Source organism: Sphingomonas sp. AC449, from assembly GCF_979253475.1.
In genome coordinates this window covers 1-23,221 of record NZ_CEEDCZ010000012.1, presented here as the reverse complement: position 1 = coordinate 23,221, position 23,221 = coordinate 1, and the positions used below count along the sequence as shown (strand labels likewise).

Annotated in this window: 20 protein-coding genes and 1 tRNA gene; 11 read left to right on the top strand and 10 right to left on the bottom strand. The window is 69.4% G+C overall.

Annotation, left to right across the window (positions count from 1 at the left end):
* Positions 1 to 22: 22 nt before the first annotated feature.
* The 7 genes from AC0CH3_RS15830 to AC0CH3_RS15800 all read left to right on the top strand — a co-directional run bounded on the left by AC0CH3_RS15830 (position 23) and on the right by AC0CH3_RS15800 (position 8,095).
* On the top strand, positions 23 to 613 hold the full coding sequence (locus AC0CH3_RS15830) for a DUF721 domain-containing protein (RefSeq protein WP_056018983.1): 591 nt from the start codon (positions 23 to 25) through the stop codon (positions 611 to 613).
* Entirely contained in the window at positions 614 to 1,276 is a 663-nt protein-coding gene (locus tag AC0CH3_RS15825; RefSeq protein ID WP_465238052.1) for a DsbA family protein, read from the top strand.
* Between the two features lie 20 nt (positions 1,277 to 1,296).
* Positions 1,297 to 2,031 (top strand): thioredoxin domain-containing protein, encoded by a 735-nt coding sequence (locus AC0CH3_RS15820; protein WP_056017388.1) that lies wholly within the window; start codon positions 1,297 to 1,299, stop codon positions 2,029 to 2,031.
* A gap of 223 nt (positions 2,032 to 2,254) precedes the next feature.
* The gene (locus AC0CH3_RS15815; RefSeq protein WP_465238051.1) at positions 2,255 to 5,653 is read left to right on the top strand and encodes a chromosome segregation SMC family protein; all 3,399 of its coding nucleotides are present in this window, start codon (positions 2,255 to 2,257) and stop codon (positions 5,651 to 5,653) included.
* A gap of 55 nt (positions 5,654 to 5,708) precedes the next feature.
* Positions 5,709 to 5,894 (top strand): hypothetical protein, encoded by a 186-nt coding sequence (locus AC0CH3_RS15810; protein WP_056017394.1) that lies wholly within the window; start codon positions 5,709 to 5,711, stop codon positions 5,892 to 5,894.
* Between the two features lie 59 nt (positions 5,895 to 5,953).
* The gene (locus AC0CH3_RS15805; protein WP_056017397.1) at positions 5,954 to 7,198 is read left to right on the top strand and encodes a putative DNA modification/repair radical SAM protein; all 1,245 of its coding nucleotides are present in this window, start codon (positions 5,954 to 5,956) and stop codon (positions 7,196 to 7,198) included.
* A gap of 36 nt (positions 7,199 to 7,234) precedes the next feature.
* Positions 7,235 to 8,095 carry a type 1 glutamine amidotransferase gene (locus AC0CH3_RS15800; protein ID WP_465238050.1) on the top strand — a complete coding sequence of 287 codons (861 nt, stop codon included), beginning with the start codon at positions 7,235 to 7,237 and terminating at the stop codon, positions 8,093 to 8,095.
* Here AC0CH3_RS15800 and AC0CH3_RS15795 read toward each other — a convergent pair.
* From AC0CH3_RS15795 to AC0CH3_RS15785, 3 genes are all read right to left on the bottom strand, one after another.
* The gene (locus AC0CH3_RS15795) at positions 8,092 to 8,442 is read right to left on the bottom strand and encodes a response regulator (RefSeq protein WP_465238049.1); all 351 of its coding nucleotides are present in this window, start codon (positions 8,440 to 8,442) and stop codon (positions 8,092 to 8,094) included. The genes AC0CH3_RS15800 and AC0CH3_RS15795 overlap by 4 nt on opposite strands.
* Positions 8,443 to 8,552: 110 nt before the next feature.
* Positions 8,553 to 8,900 (bottom strand): hypothetical protein, encoded by a 348-nt coding sequence (locus AC0CH3_RS15790; protein WP_354301255.1) that lies wholly within the window; start codon positions 8,898 to 8,900, stop codon positions 8,553 to 8,555.
* Positions 8,901 to 10,388: a PAS domain S-box protein gene (locus tag AC0CH3_RS15785; RefSeq protein ID WP_354301253.1), complete on the bottom strand. Its 1,488-nt coding sequence runs from the start codon at positions 10,386 to 10,388 to the stop codon at positions 8,901 to 8,903.
* A gap of 179 nt (positions 10,389 to 10,567) precedes the next feature.
* Here AC0CH3_RS15785 and AC0CH3_RS15780 point away from each other — a divergent pair, with 179 nt between their 5' ends.
* Positions 10,568 to 12,220, top strand: a complete 1,653-nt coding sequence (locus AC0CH3_RS15780; protein ID WP_354301251.1) for a L,D-transpeptidase family protein — start codon at positions 10,568 to 10,570, stop codon at positions 12,218 to 12,220.
* A 27-nt stretch (positions 12,221 to 12,247) separates the two neighbouring features.
* Here AC0CH3_RS15780 and uxuA read toward each other — a convergent pair whose 3' ends face one another.
* Both uxuA and AC0CH3_RS15770 read right to left on the bottom strand, forming a co-directional pair.
* Positions 12,248 to 13,402 carry a mannonate dehydratase gene (gene uxuA / locus AC0CH3_RS15775; RefSeq protein WP_354301249.1) on the bottom strand — a complete coding sequence of 385 codons (1,155 nt, stop codon included), beginning with the start codon at positions 13,400 to 13,402 and terminating at the stop codon, positions 12,248 to 12,250.
* Positions 13,403 to 13,624: 222 nt separating this feature from the next.
* Entirely contained in the window at positions 13,625 to 16,789 is a 3,165-nt protein-coding gene (locus AC0CH3_RS15770; RefSeq protein WP_354301247.1) for a TonB-dependent receptor, read from the bottom strand.
* 526 nt (positions 16,790 to 17,315) lie between these two features.
* Here AC0CH3_RS15770 and AC0CH3_RS15765 point away from each other — a divergent pair.
* Positions 17,316 to 19,295, top strand: a complete 1,980-nt coding sequence (locus AC0CH3_RS15765; protein WP_354301245.1) for a beta-L-arabinofuranosidase domain-containing protein — start codon at positions 17,316 to 17,318, stop codon at positions 19,293 to 19,295.
* Between the two features lie 39 nt (positions 19,296 to 19,334).
* Positions 19,335 to 20,027, top strand: a complete 693-nt coding sequence (bluB, locus tag AC0CH3_RS15760; RefSeq protein ID WP_354301243.1) for a 5,6-dimethylbenzimidazole synthase — start codon at positions 19,335 to 19,337, stop codon at positions 20,025 to 20,027.
* A gap of 44 nt (positions 20,028 to 20,071) precedes the next feature.
* On the opposite strand, the gene AC0CH3_RS15755 is transcribed toward bluB, so the two are convergent.
* The 5 genes from AC0CH3_RS15755 to AC0CH3_RS15735 all read right to left on the bottom strand — a co-directional run bounded on the left by AC0CH3_RS15755 (position 20,072) and on the right by AC0CH3_RS15735 (position 22,180).
* Positions 20,072 to 20,722 (bottom strand): SOS response-associated peptidase family protein, encoded by a 651-nt coding sequence (locus AC0CH3_RS15755; protein ID WP_354301241.1) that lies wholly within the window; start codon positions 20,720 to 20,722, stop codon positions 20,072 to 20,074.
* Positions 20,723 to 20,725: 3 nt separating this feature from the next.
* Positions 20,726 to 21,073 (bottom strand): hypothetical protein, encoded by a 348-nt coding sequence (locus tag AC0CH3_RS15750; protein ID WP_354301239.1) that lies wholly within the window; start codon positions 21,071 to 21,073, stop codon positions 20,726 to 20,728.
* 36 nt (positions 21,074 to 21,109) lie between these two features.
* On the bottom strand, positions 21,110 to 21,604 hold the full coding sequence (locus AC0CH3_RS15745; RefSeq protein WP_333995238.1) for a GAF domain-containing protein: 495 nt from the start codon (positions 21,602 to 21,604) through the stop codon (positions 21,110 to 21,112).
* Positions 21,605 to 21,714: 110 nt separating this feature from the next.
* Positions 21,715 to 21,885, bottom strand: coding sequence for a hypothetical protein (locus tag AC0CH3_RS15740; protein ID WP_200916162.1), 171 nt, complete (start codon positions 21,883 to 21,885; stop codon positions 21,715 to 21,717).
* 202 nt (positions 21,886 to 22,087) lie between these two features.
* Positions 22,088 to 22,180 (bottom strand) — tRNA-Ser (locus tag AC0CH3_RS15735).
* Positions 22,181 to 22,338: 158 nt separating this feature from the next.
* Here AC0CH3_RS15735 and AC0CH3_RS15730 point away from each other — a divergent pair.
* Positions 22,339 to 23,088 carry a DUF1134 domain-containing protein gene (locus tag AC0CH3_RS15730; RefSeq protein WP_354301217.1) on the top strand — a complete coding sequence of 250 codons (750 nt, stop codon included), beginning with the start codon at positions 22,339 to 22,341 and terminating at the stop codon, positions 23,086 to 23,088.
* The last annotated feature ends 133 nt before the right edge of the window (positions 23,089 to 23,221 follow it).

Sequence of the window (23,221 nt, the reverse complement as noted above, 5' to 3'; positions counted from 1 at the left end):
CGCCTATGGCATGGGGATTGCGATGAGCAACCCGTCCGGCACCAGCATCGACGAAAACGGCCCGGCGGCGACCGGCGCGCGCGCCGCGCCCAAGCGCAAGGCCGCGCCGCGCAAGCCCAAGATCGACGCCGATGCCCCCCGCGCAAACCGCTCGCGCGCGGTCGCCGAGCTGCTGCCCGCGATCGGCGGCGCCGCGTTCCGCCGCTTCGGCTTCGTCCAGTCCTCGGTCGTCAGCCGCTGGCCCGAGATCGTCGGCGAACGATTCGCCGGCGTCAGCACGCCCGAATCGATCCGCTTCCCGATGGGGCAGAAACAGGACGGCGTCCTCACGCTGACCGTCCGCGGCGCGCATGCACCGATGATGCAGCACGTCATCCCCGAGATCACCGAGCGCGTGAACCGCTTCTTCGGCTATGCCGCGGTCGCGCGCATCACGATCCGCCAGGGGGAGGTCGCCCGCCCCCGCGTCAAGGCCGCGCCCCCCGCGATCAGGACCGTGCCCGCCGACCTCGGCCAGAGCCTGAAGGGGATCGCCGATCCCGAGCTGCGCGCGGTCCTCGAATCACTAGCCGCCGGCGTCGCCTCGACGAACGGCCTTCCCAGGATCAGCTGAATGCGCCTTCTCTTCGCGTTTCTCGGTTTCGTTCTCCTCACCGCCGCCACGCCAGCGCAGAAGGCGCCCCCCGTCGCCAGGACCGCGAGCGGCACCTATGTGCTCGGCAGCCCGACCGCGCGCGTGAAGCTCGTCGAATATGCGAGCTACACCTGTTCGCACTGCGCCGATTTCTCGACGCAGTCGCAGGCGGTGCTCAAGGGCCGGATGATCGCCTCGGGTTCGACGAGCCTCGAATTCCGCCACATGATCCGCGACCGGCTCGATCTCGCCGCGGCGGTGCTCGCGCGCTGCACCGGCCCGCGCGGCTTCTTCCCGACCTCCGCCGCGATCTTCGCCGCGCAGCCCGTCTGGCTCAAGCGCGGGATCGAGTTCCAGGAGGTGAACGCCGCGCGCGTCGGCCTCTACCCGCGTCCCGCGCAGCTCAGGGCCTATGCCGATGGCGCGGGGCTGACCGATCTGGTCAAGGCGCGCGGGCTGTCGTCCGCCGCGATCGACGCATGCTTCGCGGACGGTGCGGAGGTCGACCGGATCCTCGCGATCACCGCCGCCGCGCCCGCCGAAGTCGATTCGACGCCGTCCTTCTTCATCAATGGCAAGATCGTGCCGCATGGCGGCTGGGTCCAGCTCGAACCCGCGCTGCGCACCGCCGGCGCCCGTTAATTTCGTTGGAGTATCACCGCATGAAGCTCGTATCCGCCCTCGCCGTCCTGCCGCTCGCGCTCGCCGCATGTTCGGGTGGCGACACGTCGAACACCACGCAGGCCGCAGCCCCCGTCGCCGCCGCGACCGCACCCGCCGGCCAGAACTGGGCCGAGACCGTCGTCAAGACGCCCGAAGGCTATCTGATGGGCAACCCCAATGCCCCGATCAAGCTCGTCGAATATGGCGCGCGCTCGTGCCCGACCTGCGGCGCGTTCGGCCGCGAGGCGTACAAGCCGCTGACCGAGACCTATGTCTCGACCGGCAAGGTCAGCTTCGAATTCCGCGACTTCCTCGTCCACGGCGCGCCCGACGTCGCGCTGACATTGCTTGGCCAGTGCGGCGGCACCGCGCCGTTCTTCCCGATCCTCGAGCAGATGTACCAGAACCAGAACGCCTTCCTCGACAAGCTCCAGACGATGCCTGCCGCGCTGCAGCAGAGCCTCGCCAACCTGCCCCCGACCGCGGTCGCCACCAAGCTCGCCGAGCACATGGGCGCGATCGACTTCGTCAAGCAGCGCGGCATCCCCGAGGCCAAGGCGCGCGCCTGCCTCGCCGACCAGAAGCAGCTCGAGGTCATGGCCAAGCCGACCGAGGACGCGATGCAGTCGGGCACGGTCACCGGCACGCCGACCTTCCTGCTCAACGGCAAGAAGCTCGAGAACGTGCTGTCGTGGAGCGAGATGGAAAAGGCGCTGAAGGCCGCCGGCGCTTAAGCCAGATACTGCGCTGACGCTCCTCCCCCGCCAGGGGGAGGTGGCAGGCGCAGCCTGACGGAGGGGGAGGACGCGGAACAAGGGTTTTCCTTCCCTCCCCTTCGTCACTCTCGGCCTCCCGGCGGGGAACGATCGCCAGAACGCGAAACCCCCGACGCAGATATCCCCTCGGCACAACCCGCCGGCTGAGCTACCGTCGCCATCCCAGGGGAGCGCGCGCGCTGTGCAGATCAAACGCCTCCGCATTACCGGGTTCAAGAGCTTCGTCGAACCCGCCGACCTCCGGATCGAACCCGGGCTGACCGGCGTCGTCGGGCCGAACGGCTGCGGCAAGTCGAACCTGCTCGAGGCGCTCCGCTGGACGATGGGCGAGGCCAGCGCCAAGTCGCTGCGCGGATCGGGGATGGAGGACGTCATCTTCGCGGGCACCGCGACGCGCCCGCCGCGCGATTTCGCCGAGGTCTCGATCCTCGCGGAGATCGCCGGGCCGACGGGGGTCGACGAATGCGAGGTGGTCCGCCGGATCGAACGCGGCGCGGGTTCCGCCTACCGGATCGACGGCCGCGACGTCCGCGCGAAGGATGTCGGCCTGCTCTTCGCCGATGCCGCGACGGGCGCGCACAGCCCCGCGCTGGTCAGCCAGGGCCGGATCGGCGCGGTGATCGCCGCCAAACCCGCCGATCGCCGTGCGATGCTCGAGGATGCGGCGGGGATCGCCGGGCTGCACGTCCGCCGCAAGGACGCCGAGGCCAGGCTGCGCGCGACCGAGGCCAATCTCGCCAGGCTCGACGCGGTGATCGCCGACCAGGACGCGCGCGTCGCCGCGCTCAGGCGCCAGGCGCGCGCCGCCGAACGCTATCGACAGCTTTCCACGCAGATCCGCGTCGCCGAAGCCAGGCTGGTCTTCGCGCGCTGGCACGAGGCCGCGACCGCCGCGGATGCCGCGCGGCTGGCCGCGGCGGTCGCCGATGCGCGTGTGTCCGACGCCGCGGCGGTCGAGCGGACCACCGCCGCGAACCGGCTCGACGCGGGCCCGGCGGTCGCCACCGCGCGCAGCGCAGCGCTCGCCGCGCGCGACGCCGCCACCGAGACGGGGCACGCGCTCGCAAGCCTGCGCACCGAACGCGCCGCGATCGACCGGCAGCTGACCGGGCTTGCCGACGCACGCCGCCGGATCGCGGAGGATCGCGCGCGCGAGGGCAGTCTCGCGCGCGATGCCGCCGATGCGCTCGCGCGGCTCGCCGACGAGACCACCGCGCTCGACGCCGCGATCACGCAGGCAACCGCTGCGGTCCCCGCGCTCGACGCCGCGCAGGTCGAGGCCGAACGGCGCGCGCGCGATGCCGAGGTCGCGCTCGCGCAGGCGATGACGCGTCATGCGGGCGACGTCGCCGAGACGCGCGTCGCCGCCGCCGCGCGCGCCGCCGCCGGTGCGCGCGCCGATCGTGCGGCACGCGACGCGGCACAACTCGGCGCAGCGCGCGCCGCGCTTGGCGATGCCGTCCCGATCGAGACCGAGCGCGACGCCGCCGCCGCCACGCGTCTGGCGGTAATCGAGGAGGCCGCCGCGGCGCGTCATGCGCTCGGGCAGGCGGAAACCGACGAACGCGACGCGATCGCCGCGCGCGATGCCGCCGAGTCCGCGCGCGCGACCGCCCGCGCCGACCTCACCGCGATCGACAGCGAGGCGGCCGCGCTGACCCGTGCGACGCAGCGCAGCGGTCGCGACCGCCTGCTCGACCACGTCACCGCCACCCCAGGCCATGAACGCGCGCTCGCCGCCGCGCTTGGCGACGATCTCGACACGCCGCACGCCGCGTGGACGGGCGCCACGCCGCGCGCCGACGACCCGACCGCACCCCCGGGTGCGACGCCGCTCGCCGCGCAGGTCGACGCGCCCGCGGTGCTCGCGCGACGGCTCGCGCAGGTCTTCGTCGCCGAGATCGACGAGGGCAGCCCGCTCGCGGTCGGCCAGCGGCTCGTCACGCGCGACGGCACGCTGCGGCGCTGGGACGGGTTCGTCGCGACCGGGAGCGGCGCCGCCGCGGCGGAGCGGCTCGAACGGCTCAACCGGCTGCACGCCCTGCAGGCCGCGCGCCCCGCCGCGGCCGACGCGGTCGCGACGCGCGACGCCGAACGCAGCGCGATCGACCAGGATATCGCCGCCGCCCGCCGCACCGCGCAGGACGCGCGGACGCGTCTTGGCGCAGCGGAGACGCGCGTCCGCGATTCGCAACGCACCGAGGACCGCGCCGCCGCCGCGCTCGAACGGCTCGTCGGCCAGCGCGCCGATCTCGACCTGCGCGCGCACCGCATCGACACCGAACAGGACGCCGCGCGCGCCGAACAGCGCGCGGCCGACGCCGCCGTCGCCGCGCTGCCCGACGCCCGCGCCAGCGCCGCCGCGGTCGCCGGGCTCCACCGCACCGCCGAGGCGTGCCGCACCGCGGTCGCGCAGGCACGCGGCGCACGCGGCGCCCTCGACCGCAGCCGCGCGACCGACCGCGAACGCCTCGCCGCGGCGCAGGCCGACATCCGCAGCTGGCGCGCACGCGCCGGCGAGGCGGCCAAGCGGATCGGCGCGATGGACGGGCGCGAGATCGACCTCGCGCGCGATGCCGACCGGATCGCGGATCGCCCCGCCGCGCTCGATCGCCAGCTCGCCGCGCTCGATGCGGACAATGCCGCCGCGCGCGCGACCGCCGATACGCTTCACGCCGCCGAACAGGCCGCAGACGCCGCGCTGCGCGCCGCCGAGGACGGCCAGCGTCTCGCCGCCGAAACGCTCGCCACCGCGCGCGAAAACCGCGCCGCCGCGGCCACGCGCGCGGACAATCACGAGCAGCGCCGGATCGAGGCGGGACGCGTCTCGGGTCGACGGTTCGAATGCCCCGCCCCGCTGCTCCCCGAGCGTCTCGGCTTCGCCGCCGCCGATGTCCGATCGCCCGAGGACGAGACGCGCGGGTTCGAGCGGCTCACGACCGATCGCGAGCGGATCGGCGCGGTCAACCTGATGGCCGATCGCGAACTGGCAGCGCTCGAATCCGCATCGGGCGGCAACGCCGCCGAACGCGCCGAGCTGGGCGAGGCGGTCCAGCGGTTGCGCGGCTCGATCGGCACGCTCAACCGTGAAGGCCGCCAGCGGCTGCTGACCGCCTTCGCCGCGGTCAACGATCATTTCCAGCGGCTGTTCGGGACGCTGTTCGACGGCGGCGCGGCGCATCTCGACCTCGTCGATTCGGACGATCCGCTCGAGGCGGGGCTTGAGATCCTTGCGCAGCCGCCCGGCAAGCGCCTGCAATCGCTGACATTGCTGTCGGGGGGCGAACAGGCGCTCACCGCCGTCGCGCTGATCTTCGCGCTGTTCCTCACCAACCCCGCACCGATCTGCGTGCTCGACGAGGTCGACGCACCGCTCGACGACGCCAATATCGACCGGTTCTGCGCGCTGCTCGACCGGATGGCGCGCGACACCGCGACTCGGTACCTCGTCGTCACGCACAACGCCGTCACGATAAGCCGCATGCACCGGCTGTTCGGCGTCACGATGATCGAGCCCGGCGTCAGCCGCCTCGTCTCGGTCGACCTCCAGGCCGCGACCGACCTCGTCGCGCTGGCGTGATCGCCACCACACCGGATTCTTCCCAAACCCCGCCGACCTGCGATATGCTCGCGAGATGTTCCTCGACGACTCGACGATCTGGCCGCGCAAGGACGACCTGCCGCCGCGCAAGCCGGTCTTTCGCCATGAACGCGCGCTCAGCCGCCTGCTGCTCGGCTATGCGCTCGCGTTGCTGCTTCTGCCGATCAGCCTTGGCAGTTTCGTCGATGCGATCCGCTATGTGATCGGGTTATTCGACTAATCACAATAGGTTGATCCCGATCAATCGACAGCGTGCCTTCCGGAACGTAATGCGAACGGATGGCGCAGCTCGACACCCGCGAGAAACTCGAGATCCTCGCCGATGCGGCGAAATACGACGCGTCCTGCGCATCGTCGGGCACCGCCAAGCGCAATTCGAAGGACGGCAAGGGGCTCGGCTCGACCGAGGGCATGGGGATCTGCCACGCCTATGCGCCCGATGGCCGCTGTATCTCGCTGCTCAAGATCCTGCTGACCAACAGCTGCATCTTCGACTGCCATTACTGCATCAACCGCAAGAGCTCGAACGTCCGCCGCGCGCGCTTTACCGCCAAGGAGGTCGTCGACCTGACGATCGCCTTCTACAAGCGCAATTACATCGAGGGGCTGTTCCTCTCCTCGGGGATCATCGCCTCGTCCAACTACACGATGGAGCAGATGGTCGAGGTCGCGCGCAGCTTGCGCGAGGATCATCATTTCCGCGGCTATATCCACCTCAAGACGATCCCCGACGCCGATCCCGAACTCGTCCACCAGGCGGGGCTCTACGCCGATCGCCTGTCGATCAATGTCGAGCTGCCGACCGCCGGCGGCCTCAAGCGACTCGCCCCCGAAAAGGACGGCGTGCGGATCGAGACCGCGATGCGCGAGGTCAAGGCGTCGATCGTTGACGGCAAGGACGCCAAGGCCAAGTACAAGTCCGCGCCACGCTATGCCCCCGCGGGCCAATCGACGCAGATGATCGTCGGCGCCGACGCCGCCACCGATGGCGACATCGTCCGCAAGGCCTCGACGCTCTACGACCGGTTCGGCCTGCGCCGCGTCTATTATTCGGCGTTCAGCCCGATCCCCGACGCGAGCGCGGTGCTCCCGCTGCAACGCCCGCCGCTGATGCGCGAGCATAGGCTCTACCAGTCCGACTGGCTGATGCGCTTCTACGAGTTCCAGCCGCACGAGGTGGTCGCCGCCGCCGACGATGCGACGGGCATGCTCCCGCTCGACATCGACCCCAAGCTCGCCTGGGCGCTCAAGTTTCGCGGCGCGTTCCCCGTCGACGTCAACCGCGCGCCGCGTGAGATGCTGCTCCGCGTCCCCGGGCTCGGCGTGAAGGCGGTCAACGGCATCCTCACCAGCCGCCGCTGGCGCCGGCTCCATCTCGCCGACGTCGCGCGGCTGACGGTGTCGGTCGCCAAGCTGCGCCCGTTCATCATCGCCGAGGACTGGCGCCCCGTCGCGCTGTCGGACCGCGCCGAGCTTCGCCCGATCGTCGCGCCGAAGCCGCGCCAGATGGAAATGTTCGGCTGACGCCGCCGTCGACCGCGCTCGCGAAAAGGATTCCGATTGCCCCATTTTCTCGTCGCCGAAAGCGAGACCGCGGATCAGCGCGACGCGCGTCGCCGTCACGCGGGCAAGAGTTCGGGCGAAACCTACGCCGCGACGCTCGAACAGCTGCGCCCCGACGCGCGGATCACGATCGTCGCGCCCGCCGACGATGAGGCCGGCCAGTTCGACGCGGCGGCGTTGCGCGCGTTCGATGCGGTGTTCGTCACCGGATCGCCGCTCCACGTCTATGACGACACCCCCCCGGTCCGCCGCCAGCTCGCGTTCATGCGCGCGGTGTTCGCTTCGGGCACGCCGTCGTTCGGATCCTGCGCCGGGCTGCAGCTCGCGGTCGCCGCGGCGGGCGGCCGCGTGCGCAAGATGCCCGAGCGGATCGAGGCGGGCGTCGCACGCCGGATCACCGCCACCGCCGACGGCCGCATGCATCCGCTGCTCGCGGGTCGGGCACCGAGCTGGGAGGCGCCGGCGATTCACGGCGACGAGATCGAGCAGCTTCCCGACGACGCGACCTTGCTCGCGAGCAACGCGGTGACCCGGATCCAGGCGGCGGAGATCCGCCATGACGGCGGCGTCTTCTGGGGTGTCCAATATCACCCCGAGCTCGCCCCGCGCGAGATCGCGATCGCGTTGCGGCGACAGGCCGACGATCTCATCGAAGCGGGGCTGGCCGAAACGCAGGACGATGTCGAACGCCGTGCGGCCGAACTCGACGCGCTGCATGACTCGCCCGACCGCCGGACGCTGCTATGGGCGCTCGGAGTTGACCGCGAGTTCGCGCACGAGGCCAGCCGCCGCCTCGAACTGACCAATTTCCTCGATCATTTCACGCCGAGCCGCGCGCGTGACGCGGCAACGGATTAACGCGGCGCGAGTCGCCGGAACGTGTCGACCACCACCGCGTCGTTCGCCGGCTTGTTGAGGATGACCATCGGCGGCGCAAATGGAATGCAGTCCTCGGGCGTCCCCGTCACGAAGATCACGGGCAGGTCGCCATAGTGCGACAGGATGCGCTGGACGGCGGCAGGACCGGTGCCCTCGAGCAGCTTGACGTCGGACACGATGATGTCCGGACGGCGGTGCCGCGCCTGCTCGATTGCCGCATCCTGCGTATCCGCCTGCGCGATCGAGGTCGCACCAGCCTGCTCGATCAGGCAGATGATATGATCGGCGATCAGCCAGTCATCTTCGATTACGAGCGCATGGCACATTGGTGTTTCCCGGCATTACAGAGGCTTCCAACGAAGCGCCGCTCGCAACGGGCCCGATAAAAGCAGACCGGTCCTGTAAATAAGTTCATTCGGGCGTCACGCCCCTCCGTTCAGCGCGCCGCGCCCTCCGCATCGGGGGCGATCGAGGCGAACCAGTCGGCATAGGGCGTCGTGCGCGCGAGATGCCGGTTCAGGTCGGGCGCGCCGTCGTGCCACCAGACGGGCCCGCGCTCGCCGAGCTGGCGCTTGGCCGCATCGACCGCGGAATGCGCGGCGCGCTCGCCCTCCGCATCGCCGGCCTTGCGCGTGCGCGCCACGTCGCGGCGCGCGTCCATCAGCGCCGCGACGAATTTGCTGCGCGCCGCCTCGGACAGATCCGGGTTCGCCGTGCGCCACAGCCGGCCACGAACGACGATATAGCGGCCGTCGGGTGTCGAGAGCGGCGCGGGCTTTGGCATTCAGAGCGGCGCGTCGATCGTGAAGACGACACCCGACGGCGCATAGTCGATCTTCGCCGCGCCGCGCAGGTGCTGCGCCAGCACGCGTTCGATCATCCGCGATCCGAACCCCGTCCGCGTCGGCGGCGTCACCACGGGGCCGTTCTCCTCCTCCCACCGGAAGGCCAGCCGCCGGCCCTGATCGCCGACCACGATCCGCCATGCGATCGTCACATGCCCGCTCGCGACCGACAGCGCGCCATATTTGCTCGCATTGGTCGCGAGCTCGTGAAGCGCCATCGACAGCGCGAGCGTCACGCGCGGCTCGAGCGACACCACCGGCCCCGCGATCGTGAACAGCCGCCCCCGGCCATCGTCGAACGGCGCCATCACCCCCGCGACGATGTCGCCCATCGTCGCGCCCGCCACCTCGTCGCGCAGCAACAGGTCGTGCGCGACCGCGAGCGACCCGATCCGCGCGCCGATCGTGTCGCGTGCCTCGTCCATCGACCCGGCATCGCGCAGCGTCTGGTTGACGATCGCGCTGACCGTCGCGAGCGTGTTCTTGACGCGGTGTGTCAGCTCCCCCGCGAGCAGCGCGCGGTGTTCCTCGACGCGCTTGCGCTCGGTGATGTCGGTCGAAAAGCCCGTCATCGACAACGGCGTCCCGTCCGCACGCTGCAGCAGCTCGCCGCGGATCGCGACCCAGCGCACCTCGCCGCCGGGCGTCACGATCCGGTATTCGATGTCATAGTCGCTGCCGTCGCGCAGCGTCGCCGCGATCGCCTCCAGCACGCGCGTCAGATCCTCGGGATGGATCGCCGCCTGGAACTCGTCATAGCCGAACACCGCATCGGCATCGCGGCCGAACACCGCCTTGCACCCCGCCGACGCGTTGAGCAGCTGCGCGCGCGGCTCGAACGTCCATGCGCCCAGCCGCCCCGCGCGGAGCGCGAACGCGAGTTGCGCCGCGCTGTCCGCCAGCCGAGCCTGTGCGTCCGCGGCATCCGCCTCGAGCGCCTTGTGCTCGGCGATCAACTGGACGAGCCGGTCGCGTTCGAGCGTCACGTCGTGCTGCGACGCGATGAAATACCGCGCCGTGCCCGCTGCATCGAACACCGGCGCGACCAGCAGCCGGTTCCAGAACGCGCTGCCGTCCTTGCGATGGTTGAGCAGGTCGATCTCGATCCGCGTCTCGCGCGCCACCGCGTCGCGCAACGCGCCGACATCGCGCGGATCGGTGAGCGGACCCTGCAGGAACCGGCAATTGCGCCCGACCACCTCGTCGCGGCGATAGCCGGTCAGCCGCTCGAACGCCGCATTGACGTAGATGATCGGATTGTCGTCGAGCGCAGGATCGCTGATCGCCATCGCCAGGTTCGAATCCTCGAACCCCGCGACGAACGGATCGGTCCGGTCGAGCGACTGCTCGAACGCGGCAACGGCGCACGCATGCACCATCGCGCCATCGGCCTGCCGCAGCGGCGAACGGTTCTCACTCTGTTCCAAATCGATCCGATTGCTACCGATAGTGTCCGCGCGTCGCAAGTCCCTGATACCGTACATAGCTTTGCTCGGACGCCCGCGCGTACCATGCGCACGCCGCAACGCGGCGCGCGACACGGAGCACAGCAGCGAAATCTGGGCGTGGATCTGACCCGATGCGCGATGTCGCACGTTCAATAGGCATGACATCACGACCCTTACGCGCCCGGCCCTCGCTTGCCCGGCATGCGCTTGGTGCCGCCGCGGTGCTGCTGCTCGTCCCGACGGCGCCCGCGCCGGCAGCCATCGCCGCGCCAATTCCCCAGAAAAAGGCGCCCGCGCGCGCCAAACCGGCCGCCGCCAAGAGCAGCGCGCCAAGCCTCCCCGCGATCGAGGGCGGAACCGCGGTGATCGACAAGCAGGCGGTCACCGACGCATCCGCGCGCGCGCTCTATGCGAAGACGGGCTGGCACGCGCTTTGGTCGGCGGGCAACGCCGCGGCGCTCGACCGGATCCTCGCCGACCGCGCGCGTCACGGGCTCGACCGCGTAGCGTTCCTGCCCGAGCAGGACTCGGGCGTTTCCGGCGGCAGCGCGGCGGCGGACGAGGATATCGCGCGGACGCGCGCCGCACTCGACTATGCCGCGGCGCTCGCACAGGGGCGCGTCGATCCGGCGACGCTGCACGATGTCTACACGCTGCCGCGTCCCAAGGTCGATCTCGTCGCGGGCCTCGCGCGCGCACTGGCGGCGAACGCGCTGCCCGCCTGGTTCGACGGCCTCGCGCCGCAGGATGCCGACTATGCCGCACTGTCCGCCGCCTATCTCGCGTTCAGCGCGAAGGCTGCGGTCGCCTCCCCCACCATCGCGATCCCGTCGGGCGTAATCCGCGTCGGCATGCGCGATCCGCGCGTCGCGACGATCGTCGAGCAGCTGGTCGAGAGCGGCTACACGATCGCCGCGCCCGATATCGCCGCGCCCCCGCCTCCCGGCCAGACCGCCGCCCCGACGCTCTACACGCAGGCGCTCGCCGACGCGGTGAAGGGGCTGCAGACTGACTACGGCATCGCCGCGGACGGCGTCGTCGGTCCCGACACGCTCAAGGTCCTCAACCTCGGCGCGGGCGACCGGGCACGCTCGCTCGCGGTCGGGCTCGAGCGGCGGCGCTGGCTCGCACGCACCGCGCCCGCGACACGGATCGACGTCAACACCGCCTCGGCGCAGCTGCGCTATTACCGCGACGGCGTGCTCGTCGATCAGCGCAAGGTCATCGTCGGCGAACCCGGCCGCGAGACCCCCGGCCTCTCGTCCCCGATCTATCGCCTCGTCGCCAACCCGACCTGGACGGTGCCCAAGTCGATCCAGAACGGCGAGATGGCCAATGTCGGTCCCGACTATCTGGCCGAGCACAACATGGTGATCCGCGACGGCTGGATCGTCCAGCAGCCGGGGCCGAGCAACGCGCTGGGGCTCGTCAAGTTCGACATGGCGAACGACCAGGCGATCTATCTCCACGACACGTCGGCGCCCGGGCTGTTCGATCGCAGCCAGCGACATCTCAGCCACGGCTGCGTCCGCGTCGAGGATGCGTCGGGATTCGCACAGATGCTCGCGGACGACGCGGGCGTCGCCGACGCATGGCAGACCGCGCAGATGTCGGGCGAGATGACGTTCGTCCCGCTGCCGACGCGCATCCCCGTGCGGTTGCTCTATCACAACGTCTATGTCGGCGATGACGGCCGCGTCGCGTTCCGCACCGATCCTTACGGGTGGAACGACCCGGTCGCCGAACGTCTGGGGTTCGCGCGCGCCGCCGCCAATCGGGCCGAGGCCAAGGCGATCGATATCGGCCCGTGAGCGTGCGCCGCTGAGGCTCCGGCGACCCTAGCGATAGGTCATCCCGCGTTCGAGCCCGCGCAGCTCGGCCAGCCCGCGCAACCGGCCGATCAGCGAATAGCCCGGGTTGGTCGTCTTGGTCAGGTCGTCGACCATCTGGTGGCCGTGATCGGGGCGCATCGGCAGCGACCGCCCGGTCCGCGCCTGCAACGCGACGATCTCGGCCATGATCGCGGGCATGTCGGCATCGCCCTCGAGATGCGGCGCCTCGTGGAACGCGCCATCGGGCTCGCGCTGGACCGAGCGGAGGTGGAGGAAGCCGATCCGGTCGCCGAGCCGTCGGACCATCCCGGGCAGGTCGTTGTCCGCGCGCACGCCGAACGATCCGCTGCAGAAGCACAGCCCGTTCGCGGGCGACGGCACCGCGTCGAACAGCGCGGCGACGTCCGCCTCGGTGCTGACGACGCGCGGCAATCCGAACAGCGGAAAGGGCGGATCGTCGGGATGGACGACCAGCCGGATCCCCTCCGCCTCCGCGACCGGGCACACCGCCTCGAGAAACGCGACATGGCTCGCGCGCAGCCGCTCGCTGTCGATATCCGCATAGGTCGCGATACAGTCGAGCAGTTCGGGCGAGCTGAAACTCTCCTCGCTGCCCGGCAGCCCGGCGATGATCGTCCGCTCGAGCGTGACGCGCGCGGCCTCGTCCATCGCCACGAAGCGCTGCTCCGCCCTCGCGACGACGGCCGCGTCATAGTCGTTCGCCGCACCGGGACGCCGCAGCATGTGGATGTCGTACGCCGCCAGCGCCTCGAACTCGAACCGCAACGCACGCGCGCCGTCGGGAAGCGGCCACGCCAGGTCGGTCCGCGTCCAGTCGAGCAGCGGCATGAAATTATACGTGACGACGTCGATCCCGTGCGCCGCCAGGTTGCGCAGGCTCGCCACATAGGCCTCGATCAGCCGATCCCAGTCGCGACCGCGCGTCTTGAGCCCTTCGTCGACCGGCAGGCTTTCGACGACCTTCCAGTCGAGCCCCGCCGCTTCGATGATCCGGCGCCGCTCGGCGATCGCCGCCTCGGTCCAGACCGCGCCGTTCGGCACCTCGTGCAGCGCGGTGACGACGCCGGTCGCACCCGCCTGCCGTATCGCGCCGAGCCCGACCGGGTCGTTCGGGCCGAACCACCGCATGGTCTGGGTCATTCTCATTGATCGTCTTCCTGCTGTCGATGCGCGCCTGTCGCCATGCGCGTCTTATAGTATAGCAGGCTGATTTGGCATGACACTTGTCAATTTTCTGACTGGCCAATTTGTTATCTTGATTGAATCCGCGCCGGCGGGCCCCTTCCCCGGGCCGATCCCCGCCGCACACTTGCCGATACGGTCGTCGGGCCGCCACCGGCCGCCCGACGACATCGCGCGCGCCTAGAAGGTCCCGCGCAGGCCGACCAGGAACTGGCGTCCCGGCTTGTACTGCGTGAACGTCGCGTTCTCGAACTGGAAATAGGAGCGCAACGTCGCATCGGTGAAGTTCGCCACGTTGATCGTCAGCTGCGGCGCGCCCGCAATCCCGAAGATCTTGTCGAGGTCGAACGACGACGAGAAGTCGTAGGTCGTATAGTCCGTCCCGAACAACGCCGCGGACGGGATGCCGTTCTGCGCCGCGCCGCTGTTCTGCGCACCCTGCCGCGAGGTCGTTGCGACGCGCAGCATCACGCCGTTCTTTTCGTAGAAACCGGTGATGTTGTACGTGAACGGCGACACGCCGAACGCGGTGGCGGGGCCGTCGCTGCGCTGGTCGACGATCGTCGCGTTGGCGTTGAAGCCGAAGCCCGTGACGCCGATCATCCGCGTCAGGAAATCGAGCGGCTGGACCCACTGGAATTCCAGTCCGTTGATCGTCAGCTTGTTGGGCACGTTGACCTGCGACGTCACCTGCACCTGCGCGACGGTCGGGCCGCCACGCGAGTTCAGCGCGATCTGCTGCGTCGGGTTCAGCGTGTCGTAGGTGATGCCGTATTGCGCGAGTTCGGCGAACGCGACCGTGTTGATCGCGGTGTTGGTGAAGCCCTCGATCGACTTGCGGAACGCGTTGAAGCTGATCACGCCCTCGCGGCCGGTATAATATTCGAAACCGAGGTCGAGGTTGGTCGACAGATAGGGTTCGAGCGCGGGGTTGCCGATGCTCGCCTGATCCGCCGAGGGCGCGCCGAAATTGACGCCGGGCAGCTGTGCCGACGGATCGGGGCGCGTCAGCGTCCGCGACCCGGCGACGCGAACGACCGCCTGCTCGCTCAGGTCATAGGCGAAGGTCGCCGCGGGCAGCCATTCGGAATAGGCGTTGCGCGTCGACACCATGCTGACGATGTTCGGATAGCGGCTGCCATCGGGCAGGCTGCCGCCGGCCGCGGGCGTGTTGCGCGGATCGGGAAGCGAGACGCGCCCGGTGATCTGCTGGATCGTGTTGACGTAGCGCAGCCCGAGATTGAAGCGCAGCATGTTGCCGCCCAGCTCCTGCGCGCCGTTGACCGTGGCGAACGCCGACTTGACGATCTCGCGGATCAGGCCGCCGCTCGCACCGGTGTTGGCGCCGCCGCTGTCAGGCGCGCTGTCGTGGAAGGACTGATAGTTGGTCGCCGCGGCGAACGCCGGCCAGTCGACCGTGACGAACCCTGCAGGCCCCGGCGTCAGATAGCCCGGCGCCGCGGCATTGGGCACGAGCGACCCGCCATAGGACAGCGGACCCGCGACGCCCGTGGTCGCCCCCGTCCCCAGACCCGGATAGGTCGGATAGCCCGCGGGCACGACGCCCGGCGCGTTCAGCCCTTCGCAGGGTGGCTGCGTATTGGGCGACGGGACGAACACGCTCGGATTGTTGCCACAGACCGCATTCTGCCACGCCTGGCTGTTGTCGAACCCGCGGATCCGCCGCGACACGTCGTCGAACGCGCCGCCGACCTTGATGTTAAGCGCCTTGTCGCCCCAGGTCAGGTCGCCGCGCGCGCCCTTGCTCTTGTTGAGCCGACGCTCGTCGGAGATGTTGACGCGGCTCCCGGGATTCCACCCGAAATTCGCCGGATCGTTGAGGTCGAGACCGCTCGTGATCGTCGGCATCCCGCCCGTGTTCGAATAGGTCACCGTATTGCCCACGCCCAGCGGCGTCGTCATGCCGACCGTCGGGCTTTCGCGGTGGAAGGTCGATCGCGCATAATTGCCCTGCAGCGTGGCCTTGAGCGTCGGCGAGATTTCCCATTCGCCGCCCGGATTGACGCTGAACAGCTTGGTCGTCTCGGTATAGGGGCGGAATTCGTTGAAGAACTGCGCGTTGGCGAACGTGCCGCCGGTCACCACGCAGCCGACGGTGCAATCGGCCTTGTCGAACGTCAGGTTGGTCGGGATCACCGCGCCGTTGCGCACGATCCACGCCATGTTCTCGCGGATCAGCTCGTTCTTCTTGTAGCCGTACAGACCGTCGATGTAGAAATGCAGCGTGTCGGTCGGCTGCCATTCGGTGCTGACGATCGCGTTGATGCGGTCGCGCGGGCCGCGGATGCTGGTGGTGCGCCCGAGGCGCGGCAGCAGCGCGTTGTCGATCTGCTGGATCGTCGCGCCGGGATTGTTCGCGAGCAGGAACGCGCGGTCGATCGGCGTGCCCGCGACCAGCCCGCCGCCGGCGCCCGCCGGCACCACCGCCGGGATCGTCCAGTTGCCGCCGCCCGTCGTGTTGCACCCGCTTGCGGCGCCGCACTGCGCCGCGGTCAGCGCGGGGTTGGTATAGCCGATCGTCTCGAACCCGCGCGTATCGGTGAACAGCCGCTGCGCCGACACGCCCGCCAGGATGCCGAAGCGCTCGGTGCGCCAGCTGCCGATCAGCGCGCCGCGCGCGCCGATCCGGTCCTCGGGCGACTGGCGCGTGCCCTGGACGTTATAGTTCAGGAACCCCGTCGCGCGGTCGAACGGCCGCGCCGACCGCAGGTCGATGTTACCCGCCGCGCCGCCTTCGAGAAGATCCGCGGTATAGCTCTTGTTGACCGTCAGCTTGGTGAACAATTCGGTCGGGAAGAAGCTGAGGTCGACCGAGCGGTCGGTGCCTTGCGCATCCGTCGCGCCCGACGATGCGACCGCGATCGTCGCGCCGTTCAGCGTCACGTTGGTGAAGTTCGACCCCAATCCGCGGATCGCGACGTTGGTGCCCTCGCCCGTCACGTCGCGCGTGATCGTGATGCCGGGGATGCGGTTGAACGATTCGGCGATGTTCGTGTCGGGGAACTTGCCGATATCCTCAGCGAAGATCGAATCGGTGAACCCGGTCGACGCGCGCTTCGCGTCGGTCGACTTGGCTAGGCTCGAGCGATAGCCCGTGACCACGATGTCCTCGGCAGGCGTCCCCTGCGTCGTGTCGGTCTGCGGCGCGGGCGGCGTCGCGGGGCCGTTGTCCTGACCATTTTCGGGCACCTGCTCCTGCGGCGGCGGGACCGTCTGCGCGCTCGCGGCCGACACGCACAGCGCGGCCAGCGTCGTCGCGCACAACAGCGCGCCGCGGGACAGATGCGGCAATGTCTTGCGGGCGGGCTTCGACTTGGACGTCATGATCGGGATCCTCTCTGGAACCTCGCTGCCGTGCGTTGGACAGGAGGCAAAATCGTCGGCGGCTGGACGTAAAGTTCAGGGTAAGCGGGGTGGACGGCCGGGGGGCTGCACGAACCGATCAGGCCGCGCGCCGACGATCATGACGCGGCCGCCCGGGGACCCAGGGGGCATCGTCACGACACGCGGGCAACCGGCAGGAGCGATGCGCTCCCGCGTTGCGACTAGAAGAATTGCGTAGCACCCAAGTCATCCATCCCTCGTCATGCCTGCTTCACACAGATCGTTGATAGCGCTACCTCGGCGATAGTTGTCAGCAAGTCAATATGCTTTGGCTAGGCCAATTCGCCCCGACCTGTGAGGGCGGTTGCCGATGTGCGCGCTACCGTTTTGAGCGTCGCTACCATCGGCCGATCGCGTCCGGACCGGACCCGGCCGCGTCGACGCGCCGATCAACCGCGGTGGATCGGCGCCCTTCCCTCTCGCCCGCATCCTGCTATCACTCCGACAAAAGCGTTGGAGGATGCAGATGATCGACACCCGAATTGCAGGGCGAAATGCAGGGCGACCCGCAGGCCGATCGCGTCGCGCCTTCCTCGTCAGCGCAGGCGCGCACGCGCTGATGGCGGGGACGATGCTGTCGACCGCGCGCACTGCAGCGGCATTTGCCGCGGGCGGTACGGCGGCCATCCCGGCGGCCAGGCTGCGCGCCTTCGACCTCGCCGACGTTACCTTGTCAGACAGCCCGTTCCTGCATGCGCAGCACAAGACCGAGGCGTATCTGCTTGCGCTGCAACCCGACCGGCTGCTGCACAATTTCCGCGTCAACGCGGGGCTGACGCCGAAGGCGCCCGTCTATGGCGGGTGGGAATCCGATCCGCTCTGGGCGGACATCAACTGCCACGGCCACACGCTGGGGCATTATCTGTCGGGGTGCGCGCTCGCCTATCGCTCGACCGGCAAGCGCGAATACAAGCGCCGGATCGATCATATCGCGCGCGAACTCGCCGAATGCCAGCAGGCCGCGGGGTCGGGGCTCGTCTGCGCGTTCCCCGACGGCGCCGCCTTGCTCGCGACGCATCTGCGCGGCGATCCGATCACGGGCGTGCCCTGGTACACGCTGCACAAGGTCTTTGCGGGACTGCGCGACGGTGCCTTGCTCGCGGACAGCGCACCGTCGCGCGCGGTGCTGTTGCGGTTCGCCGACTGGGCGGTGGTCGCGACGCGATCGCTCGACGACGCGCAGTTCGAGACCATGCTCGAGACCGAACATGGCGGGATGAGCGAGATCTTCGCCGACCTCTACGTCATGACCGGCAATGCCGACTATCGCCGGACCGCGGAACGCTTTGCGCAGAAGGCGGTGCTGGCGCCGCTCGCCAAGGGTCGCGACACGCTCGACGGGCTGCACGCCAACACGCAACTGCCCAAGATCATCGGCTATCAGCGGCTGTGGGAGGTCACCGGAAAATCCGACTACCACGACGCGTCGCGATTCTTCTGGCGGACGGTCGCGCTCACCCGGTCGTTCGCGACGGGCGGGCACGGCGACAACGAGCATTTCTTCCCGGTCGCCGACTTCGCGTCGCATGTCTTCTCCGCCAAGGGATCGGAGACCTGCTGCCAGCACAACATGCTCAAGCTCACGCGCGCGCTGTTCCTGCACGATCCGCAGGTCGCCTATGCCGATTATTACGAACGCACGCTCTACAACGGGATCCTCGCGTCGCAGGACCCCGACAGCGGCATGACCACCTATTTTCAGGGCGCGCGGCCGGGCTATATGAAGCTCTATCACAGCCCCGAAGATTCGTTCTGGTGCTGCACCGGCACGGGGATGGAAAACCACGTCAAATACCGCGACTCGATCTATTTCCACGACGACGACGCGCTCTACGTCAACCTGTTCATCCCCTCCGCGGTGACGTGGAAGGACAAGGCGGCGCGCGTCACGCAGACGACGCTGTTTCCCGACGTTCCGACGACGAGCTTGCGCTGGACATCCGCCCGCCCGACCGTCGCCACGATCAAGCTGCGCCACCCGCAATGGAGCCGCACCGCGATCGTCCTCGTCAACGGCACCGAGGCGGCGCGTTCGACCCGGCCCGGCAGCTATGTCGACGTCGCGCGCACCTGGCGCAGCGGCGACACGGTCGAGCTCCGGCTGGCGATGGACGTCGCGGTCCAGCGCAACCCGGTCGCCCCCGACATCGTCGCGTTCACCTATGGCCCGCTGGTCCTTGCGGGCGCACTCGGTCGCGAGGGGCTGGCCCCCGGTGCGGACATCATCGTCAACGAACGCAAATACGGCGCGTACAACGACACGCCGTTCACCGCGCCGACGCTTCCCGCCATGCCGAACGACACCCCCGGCACGCTCACGCCCGGCACGCGCCCGCTCGAATTCGCGACGCGTTCCGCCGACAACCAGCCGGTCCGCCTGATCCCCTATCACCGCATCGCGCACGAACGCTACGCGACCTACTGGCAGCTCACCCCGCCGGTCTGACCGGGACCGGTCCGCGCGGCCGGCGCTGCGGCGGATTGGATGCGTCGCGCCATCCCGCTAGACCGGCACGCCATGCCCCCCGCCCCGCCAACCGCCCCTCTCTCCGCCCCCGAGTTCGATGCCGGCTTCCGCCATCAGCTCGACACATTGTTCGCGTGGCGGCGGGATGTGCGCCGCTTCCGTCGCGTGCCCCTGCCGCCCGGCGCGCTCGATCGCGTGCTGGGCGCAGCCGCAACCGCGCCGTCGGTCGGGCTCAGCCAGCCCTGGCGCTTCGTCACGGTGGAGTCCCCCGACCGCCGCGCGGCGGTGCGCGCGGATTTCGTCGCATGCAACGCCGCCGCCTTGTCCGCGCAGGACGACGCACGCAGCGCACGCTATGCCCGCCTCAAGCTCGCAGGACTCGATCAGGCGCCCTGCCATGTCGCGGTGTTCGTCGAACCCGATCCGGAACAGGGCCACGGGCTCGGGCGCGCGACGATGCCCGAAAGCGTCGCGTTCTCGGCGGTCATCGCGATCCACACGATCTGGCTGGCGGCACGCGCCGAGGGCATCGGGCTCGGCTGGGTATCGATCCTCGACCCCGCACGCATGACGCACATCCTCGACGTGCCCGCCGCGTGGCAGCTCGTCGGCTATCTCTGCATCGGCTATCCCGAAACCGACGGCGTGACACCCGAACTCGAAACGGCGGGATGGGAAACGCGACGCGCGCTCAGGGTCATCGCGCGCTAGGTCGCGTAGCGGGTCACCGCACCGACCGACCGCGACACGGCGCGTTACGCCGCCAGCGTCCGCGTCGGAAACACCGGGCCGCGCACCTGCATCCGATCCGCACGATAGGGCCGCTGCAGCGCCAGCACGTCGTCATAGCTGCCCGTCAGCCAGCGGTCGTGATCGTCGGGTCGCAGGATCGTGATCATCGCCTTGGGATGGATCGGCGCGACCAGTTCGTTCGCGTCGCACGTCACCATCGCGAAATAGCGCTGCTCACCGACCTGCCGCCAGAACCCGGCGATCGCGAACACCGGCTGATCGGTGACCGAGAACCACATCTCGCCCTTGATCGGCTTCTTGCCGTCGCCAAGGTCGGTCGGCTCGCGCGCCCATTCGCAGAATTCGGTCAGCGGGATCAGGCACCGGTTGGCAGGATCGCTCACCAGCGAACGCCATTGCGGCAGATGGAGCGTGCGAACGTTGGTCTGCGCGACCTTGCGCCCCGCCTGCTTGGCCTGCCCCGCAAGGACGTCCCACTCCATCACGTCGACACCGCGCCGCGCGCCCTCGTCGCGCACGACATAGGCGCGGCTGAACGGGCGAAGCTCTTTCGGATCGAACCGGTTGTCCATCGGCTTGTCGGTCAGCCATTCGCCGCCGAACCGTTCGAAGATCGTATCCGGCTCGCCGCTGAACCGCGCGCGGTTGCACATCGATCAGTTGCCGGGGCTGCGGCGCTTGATCTCGCCGAGCAGCGCCTCGGCAACGGGATGCCCGATGTCGCCGCCGGTCTGCTGATACGCACTCGCCAGCTCGGTGTCCGACGCGGCGCTCAGCAGCGCCTCGACGCGCGCGCTGTACGCGTCGGCTTCGCCCGCCGCCGCGTCGGCCGCGTCCTCGCTGGTCACGCCGGCCGCGTCACCGGGCGCATCACCGGGGGCGGGCGCATGCGCCATCACCGCATTCTCCTTGAAGATGTCGAACGCGTCGGCCGCCTCGCTGCGCTGCTCCAGCGCGATTTCGAGAAGCGTGAACAGGTCGAGCGGGGATGTGGTGTTTTCCATGCGCCGACCTAAGCCGGTTTTGCGACGTCAGGCAAATTACGCGTCGGTCGACGGCGCGGCGGCAGGGCGCCGCTGCGACACGATCTGCGCGACGCGGTCGGCAAATTGCTTGAGCGTCGGCACGATGTCCGCGCGCGCCAGCTTGCGCGGATGCGGATCGATCGCGCACAGCGTCCCGTAGAACGAGTTGTCCGACAGGACGATCGGCAGCGAGACATAGCTCTTGAAGCCATAGAGCGCGGGCGCCGGGTGGCTGTTCCACCGCGGATCGGCGGAGACGTCGTCGATCACGACCGCATTGCCGGACTCGCGGATGTCGTTGCAGATCGTCGTCGAGATGCGCAGCTCGTCCCCCGGCGACATGCCGAAGTCGATCTGGTCGAGCACCTGGCACGCGATCCAGCGCGCCTCGGTCACGCGCGCGACCGCGACGAATCCCATCCCCGTGAGCGCCGCCACCTCCTCGAGGATGCGGCGTATCTCGTCATCGTCGCCAAAGCGCGCGGCATCCGCGGCCAGTTCGTCGAACATATGCTGGTCCCCCGCGCCGACCATAGCCCAGCCCGCGGGTTCTGACGACTCCTGCGCACCCGGGTGCCGCCGCGCCCTCGTGCGTCAACGCGCCCGACGCGCGCCGCACGTCACCGACGGCGATACCGGGGATCGGGCGTGATCGCCTCGATCTTGTCGAGTTCCGCGATCAGATCCGCAAACCCGTCATCCGCGTCTTCGTCCGCAGCGACCGAGAACAGGCGATGAAACCCCGACCCCAGGACGTCGAGATCGCGTTGGGTCAGGAGACCAACAGCCACGATACGGTCTTTCGTCAAAATCCATCTCCCGGCGTAGATGAAGGCAACGGGCGACCGACGATTAAGTGCCTTCCCCAAGCGGCGACTGCCGACAATGCACGCGTACAGGCCGGCGCAAGCCGAACCGCGCCACCTGGCGATCCCGGCACCCGAAGCAGACGCCGCGGAGGGGCTTCAAAAGGCTGAAGATTTCAGTGCAAAATGGCGGAGACGGAGGGATTCGAACCCTCGGTACCAGTAAACCCGGTACGGCGGTTTAGCAAACCGCTGGTTTCAGCCACTCACCCACGTCTCCGGCTGCAGCAGGTGCGGGGCTATAGCGGGGGTCTGCGCGGGGGGCAACTGGTGTTGCACGGTGTTCGAGCGTGAAATCGACTCTTTCCGCCGTTTCATTCATTGCGGGGTCAGGCCCGGATTGGTTAGCTGGGCATTCACGTATCGGGGAAGATCATCATGCGCAGTTTTTGGCTCGGGCTCGGCGCCCTCGCCGCGTCGATCGCGAGCAGCGCGCCCGCGCAGGTTCGCACGATCGACCCCAATCAGGCGATCGACGGCGATCTCGCCCCGCAGCAACGCACGCAGGCGGATACGCGCACGCAGCCGTCGCCGCGCTATCCCGAGCAGCCCGCCCCGGTCGAGCCCGTCGAATCGCCCGCCCCGTCGCAGGTCGCACCCGCGACCGGTGCCCAGACGCGCGCGGAGGCGACGATGAGCGCCGCCGACACCTATGAACGCGACGATCTGCTCGCGGCGGGCGAAGGCGTGTTCGGCAAGGGCGCGGCGGGGCTCGGCGGCATCCTCGAGAAGATCCTCAAGGACCAGGGCCAGCCCAACGCCTATATCGCGGGGCGCGAGGCGTCGGGCGCGTTCATCCTTGGCGTCCGCTATGGCTCGGGGCTGATGAACCACAAGGTCGAGGGCGAGAAGCCCGTCTACTGGACCGGGCCGTCGGTCGGGTTCGACGTCGGCGGCGACGCGAACAAGGTCTTCGTGCTCGTCTACAATCTCTACGACACCGAGGAGCTCTACAAGCGCTTCCCCGCGGTCGAGGGCCGGCTCTATCTCGTCGGCGGATTCGCCGCGACCTATCTCCGCCGCGGCAACGTCGTGCTGATCCCGATCCGGCTCGGCGTCGGCTGGCGCGCGGGGGTGAACGTCGGATACATGAACATCACCCACAAAAGCAGGTGGTTACCGTTTTAAGGCGAAGCGCGGCAGCGGGCCACGCCCCGCTGACTCGCGCAAGCCCGGCCGGCGGCGCGTAGCGCCGTCCGACGACGCGGGCTTTGCCCGCGACGCGGCGCCGCCCCCACGGGACACCAGCCCCCGGTAGCGC

Excerpts from the sequence above, each read along its gene's own strand:
- AC0CH3_RS15830 (WP_056018983.1), top strand. The coding sequence starts at position 23 with ATGAGCAACCCGTCCGGCACCAGCATCGACGAAAACGGCCCGGCGGCG.
- AC0CH3_RS15825 (WP_465238052.1), top strand. The coding sequence starts at position 614 with ATGCGCCTTCTCTTCGCGTTTCTCGGTTTCGTTCTCCTCACCGCCGCC.
- AC0CH3_RS15820 (WP_056017388.1), top strand. The coding sequence starts at position 1,297 with ATGAAGCTCGTATCCGCCCTCGCCGTCCTGCCGCTCGCGCTCGCCGCA.
- AC0CH3_RS15810 (WP_056017394.1), top strand. The coding sequence starts at position 5,709 with ATGTTCCTCGACGACTCGACGATCTGGCCGCGCAAGGACGACCTGCCG.
- AC0CH3_RS15805 (WP_056017397.1), top strand. The coding sequence starts at position 5,954 with ATGGCGCAGCTCGACACCCGCGAGAAACTCGAGATCCTCGCCGATGCG.
- AC0CH3_RS15795 (WP_465238049.1), bottom strand. The coding sequence starts at position 8,442 with ATGTGCCATGCGCTCGTAATCGAAGATGACTGGCTGATCGCCGATCAT.
- AC0CH3_RS15790 (WP_354301255.1), bottom strand. The coding sequence starts at position 8,900 with ATGCCAAAGCCCGCGCCGCTCTCGACACCCGACGGCCGCTATATCGTC.
- AC0CH3_RS15780 (WP_354301251.1), top strand. The coding sequence starts at position 10,568 with ATGACATCACGACCCTTACGCGCCCGGCCCTCGCTTGCCCGGCATGCG.
- uxuA (WP_354301249.1), bottom strand. The coding sequence starts at position 13,402 with ATGACCCAGACCATGCGGTGGTTCGGCCCGAACGACCCGGTCGGGCTC.
- AC0CH3_RS15770 (WP_354301247.1), bottom strand. The coding sequence starts at position 16,789 with ATGACGTCCAAGTCGAAGCCCGCCCGCAAGACATTGCCGCATCTGTCC.
- AC0CH3_RS15765 (WP_354301245.1), top strand. The coding sequence starts at position 17,316 with ATGATCGACACCCGAATTGCAGGGCGAAATGCAGGGCGACCCGCAGGC.
- bluB (WP_354301243.1), top strand. The coding sequence starts at position 19,335 with ATGCGTCGCGCCATCCCGCTAGACCGGCACGCCATGCCCCCCGCCCCG.
- AC0CH3_RS15755 (WP_354301241.1), bottom strand. The coding sequence starts at position 20,722 with ATGTGCAACCGCGCGCGGTTCAGCGGCGAGCCGGATACGATCTTCGAA.
- AC0CH3_RS15750 (WP_354301239.1), bottom strand. The coding sequence starts at position 21,073 with ATGGAAAACACCACATCCCCGCTCGACCTGTTCACGCTTCTCGAAATC.
- AC0CH3_RS15745 (WP_333995238.1), bottom strand. The coding sequence starts at position 21,604 with ATGTTCGACGAACTGGCCGCGGATGCCGCGCGCTTTGGCGACGATGAC.
- AC0CH3_RS15730 (WP_354301217.1), top strand. The coding sequence starts at position 22,339 with ATGCGCAGTTTTTGGCTCGGGCTCGGCGCCCTCGCCGCGTCGATCGCG.